This is a genomic window from Streptomyces sp. NRRL WC-3549, assembly GCF_000721935.1.
GTDB lineage: Bacteria > Actinomycetota > Actinomycetes > Streptomycetales > Streptomycetaceae > Streptomyces.
Genome location: NZ_KL585399.1, coordinates 161815 through 165024 on the forward strand (window position 1 = coordinate 161815; position 3210 = coordinate 165024).

Annotated in this window: 4 protein-coding genes and 1 pseudogene; 1 reads left to right on the forward strand and 4 read right to left on the reverse strand. The window is 74.2% G+C overall.

Annotation, left to right across the window (positions count from 1 at the left end; genetic code table 11):
• Positions 1-369, reverse strand: a pseudogene (locus IH13_RS37600) (hypothetical protein); the annotation flags it as partial.
• A 200-nt stretch (positions 370-569) separates the two neighbouring features.
• Between IH13_RS37600 and IH13_RS0115680 the strand changes: the two are divergent.
• Positions 570-1085 carry a DsbA family protein gene (locus tag IH13_RS0115680; protein WP_031084853.1) on the forward strand — a complete coding sequence of 172 codons (516 nt, stop codon included), beginning with the start codon at positions 570-572 and terminating at the stop codon, positions 1083-1085.
• Between the two features lie 46 nt (positions 1086-1131).
• Here the strand turns inward: IH13_RS0115680 and IH13_RS0115685 are convergent, their stop codons facing one another.
• From IH13_RS0115685 to IH13_RS0115695, 3 genes are all read right to left on the reverse strand, one after another.
• Positions 1132-1971, reverse strand: a complete 840-nt coding sequence (locus IH13_RS0115685; protein ID WP_031084857.1) for a GNAT family N-acetyltransferase — start codon at positions 1969-1971, stop codon at positions 1132-1134.
• A 50-nt stretch (positions 1972-2021) separates the two neighbouring features.
• The gene (locus IH13_RS0115690; protein ID WP_031084859.1) at positions 2022-2843 is read right to left on the reverse strand and encodes an aminotransferase class IV; all 822 of its coding nucleotides are present in this window, start codon (positions 2841-2843) and stop codon (positions 2022-2024) included.
• On the reverse strand, positions 2840-3210 hold a 371-nt coding region (locus tag IH13_RS0115695), incomplete at its 5' end, for a chorismate-binding protein (protein WP_031084861.1). The genes IH13_RS0115690 and IH13_RS0115695, both read right to left, overlap by 4 nt.

The following is a 3210-nucleotide window of genomic DNA, read 5'->3' on the forward strand; positions in this document are numbered from 1 at the left end:
GGTGCCGGGCCACCGCTCGTGAGGGAGGGGGACGACGCGGCGGGGGCGACGGCGGAGGTCCGGGAGGACGCCCGCGCGGCCTTGCGCTCCTTGCGCGTGGTGCCGCCCCTGCGTTCCACGGCCCGGGTCGTCACGAACAGCAGCCAGGCCACCGCCAGCAGCCCGAAGCCGATCCAGACGCTCGGCTACGCTCGGCTTGAAGACGATGCCGGTGACCCACGCGACGACACCGGTCATCACGAGGCCGACGGGCACCAGCGAGTACGCCGCGATCCGGGTGGCCGCGAGGAAGCGCTTGCGGTACGCGGTGATCGCGGCGATGCCCAGGCCGGCAGCCGACACCGCGGAACAGATGGTCTCGGCAAGCATCACGGGGCCTCCAGCGCATCGGGAACGTCCCTTCCATCGTGCACCGGTTTGCCGTGCCGGGGCCACGGCCCGGGACCACATCAGGGACTTTTCAGGGCTTCGCTCCTCCCTGAGGACTGCCGGCGGATCCGCGCCGGCCGCGCTCAGGCCCCGGCCGGACCAGGTGTGAGGGCCTCCCCGCGGCCTGGAAGACTGTCCCCATGAGCGATTCCACCTCCGCCGCGCCGGTCGTCCTCGACCTCTGGTGCGACCTGGAGTGCCCCGACTGTCATCTGGCCCTCTCCGACGTCCGGGCCCTGCGCGCCCGCTACGGCGACCGGCTGGAGATCCGGCTGCGCCACTTCCCGCTGGAGAAGCACAAGCACGCCTACGCCGCGGCCCAGGCCGCCGAGGAGGCCGCGGTCCAGGGCAAGGGGTGGCCGTACGCCGAGGCCGTGCTCGGGCGCACCGCCGGGCTCGCCGGCGGCGGTGAGCGGGTACTGCTGGAGCTGGCCGGGGAACTGGGGCTGGACGCCGAGGAGTTCGACACGGCCCTGATCGACGGCCGGCACCTGCTGATCGTCGACGCGGACCAGGCCGAGGGCAAGGCGATCGGGGTCACCGGGACCCCGACCTATGTGATCGGCGAGGAGCGCCTGGACGGCGGGAAGAGCCAGGAGGGGCTGCGGGAGCGGATCGAGGAGATCGCCGACCGGCTGCTGGCCGGACAGGACTGACCACGGGCGGTCCCCGCGTGGTGACCGGGACCGCCCTGGCGGCCGGTCACAGGGTCTTGGCGAGGTTGTACCGGGTCGTGGCGTAGCCCAGCGACTGGTACAGCCGCAGCGCGGGGGTGTTGGACTCGAAGACGTGCAGACCGAGCCGGTCCAGGCCCTCGCGCCGGGTGAGGTCCTCGGCCAGGTGCAGCAGGGTGCGGCCGTGGCCGTGGCCGCGCCGGTCCTCGCGCACCTCGACGTCGAAGACGTAGCCGATCGGATCGTGCCGCGGTGTCTCCCGGTGCCGGGCCAGCCAGACGTGGCCGACGATGTCGTCCCCGTGGACCAGCACGTGGAAGTGCGTGCCCTCGGTGGCGAGGCCCTGCGGCAGGAGCGCGGCGTGGTCGCGTTCCGACTTGCGCCTGGCCTGGTCCTCGGGGACGCCCCGCCGCGACCACTCCCGTGTGTACGTGTCCACGGCGGTGCTCATCCAGACGGTGAACTCCCGCTCGGTCATGGGGCGGGCGGTGAGACCCGCGGGCGGTGCCGGCACCGGCTCACCGAGCTCCTTGAGCATGTTCCGGCTGCGCGCGGTGTAGCCGAGCGCGGCGGCGAACCCCCGGGCCGCCGGGTCGTCGGCGGGTACCTCCAGGCGGACCTGGGTGCAGCCCCAGCCGCGCAGCACCTCCTCGGTGGCGAGCGCGGCCATGGTTCCGCGGCCCCGCCTGCGGTGGGCCTCGTCGATGCGCAGGGAGCGCAGGACGGCCGCCGTGGGTCCGAAGCGGGGGTCGGTGCCGATTTCGACGGCGCCGACGGGACGGCCGTTGTCACATACGTCGTACGTGCGCGTCCGCGCGCCGTCGGCGCCTTCGTCGATCGGCCCGGTCGGCCGGAGTGTCGTGGTCACCAGGGCTTTCTATCCGGCCGAGGGGCCCCTGTCACCCGGGTTCCGGTCATTCACGGGTCGAGGTCGTCCGCCGCGCGCTCGTCGAAGATCCGCATGGCCTTCGCCGTGACCGGCCCGGGGGCGCCCGGCAGTTCGCGTCCGTCGACCCGGTGGACGGCCTGGACGTCGCGGAGGGTGGAGGTCAGGAAGATCTCGTCGGCCCGCTCCAGGACGTCCTGCGGGAGCTCGGTCTCGCGGGCCCCGGCCCACTCGGCGGCCAGGGCGCGGGTGATGCCGGCGAGGCAGCCGGAGGAGACCGGCGGTGTGTGGATCTGGCCGTCCAGGACGACGAAGACGTTGGAGCCGGTGCCCTCGCAGAGCTGCCCGACGGTGTTGGGGAACAGCGCCTCGGATGCCCCCTGCTCGTGGGCGCGGGCCAGGGCGACGACGTTCTCGGCGTACGAGGTGGTCTTCAGGCCGGTCACCGCGCCGCGTTCGTTGCGGGTCCAGGGGACGGTGATCACGGCGGTGCTGTCGGGGCGGCGCGTGGCCTCGCCGAGGGCGACGACCAGGCCGGGGGCCGCGTCGCCGCGGTCGGAGCCGAGCGGGGAGAGCCCGCCGGTGTAGGTGATCCGGAGCCGGCCGAGCGGGACGGGGTTGGCCTCGACGACGGCGGCGACCGCGCGGCGGAGCTCGTCCGTGTCGGGGTCGGGCAGGCCCAGGCCGCGTGCGGAACGGCCCAGCCGGTCGAGGTGCCGGGTGAGGGCGAAGGTGCGGCCCCTGGTGACCTTGACCGTCTCGAAGACGCCGTCCCCCACGGTCAGCCCGTGGTCGAGCACGGACACCCGTGCGTCATCGGCGTCCCGCAGTCCGCCGCCGACCCAAATCCTCATGCCCCGGTCCTTCCCGTGTCCGCGTCGTCCCCGCAGGTGACGGGGTCGTACGCGCCCGACGCTACAGCGAGCAGCCGCCGTGCCTTCAGTTCGGTCTCCGCCCATTCGCGTCGCGGGTCGGAGCCCCAGGTGATGCCGGCCCCGGTCCCGAAGCGGAGCAGGGGCGCCGGGCCGGTGCGGTCGATCCAGAAGGTCCGTATGCCGACGGCCAGGGACGCGGTGCCCCGGTCGGCGTCGACCCAGCCGATGCCTCCGCAGTAGGGACCGCGGGGAGCCCTCTCCAGGGCGCGGATGACGCGCAGGGCGCTGGACTTGGGGGCGCCGGTGACCGAGCCGGGCGGGAAGGCGGCGGCCAGGAGGTGCGGCC

Excerpts from the sequence above, each read along its gene's own strand:
- IH13_RS0115680 (WP_031084853.1), top strand. The coding sequence starts at position 570 with ATGAGCGATTCCACCTCCGCCGCGCCGGTCGTCCTCGACCTCTGGTGC.
- IH13_RS0115690 (WP_031084859.1), bottom strand. The coding sequence starts at position 2,843 with ATGAGGATTTGGGTCGGCGGCGGACTGCGGGACGCCGATGACGCACGG.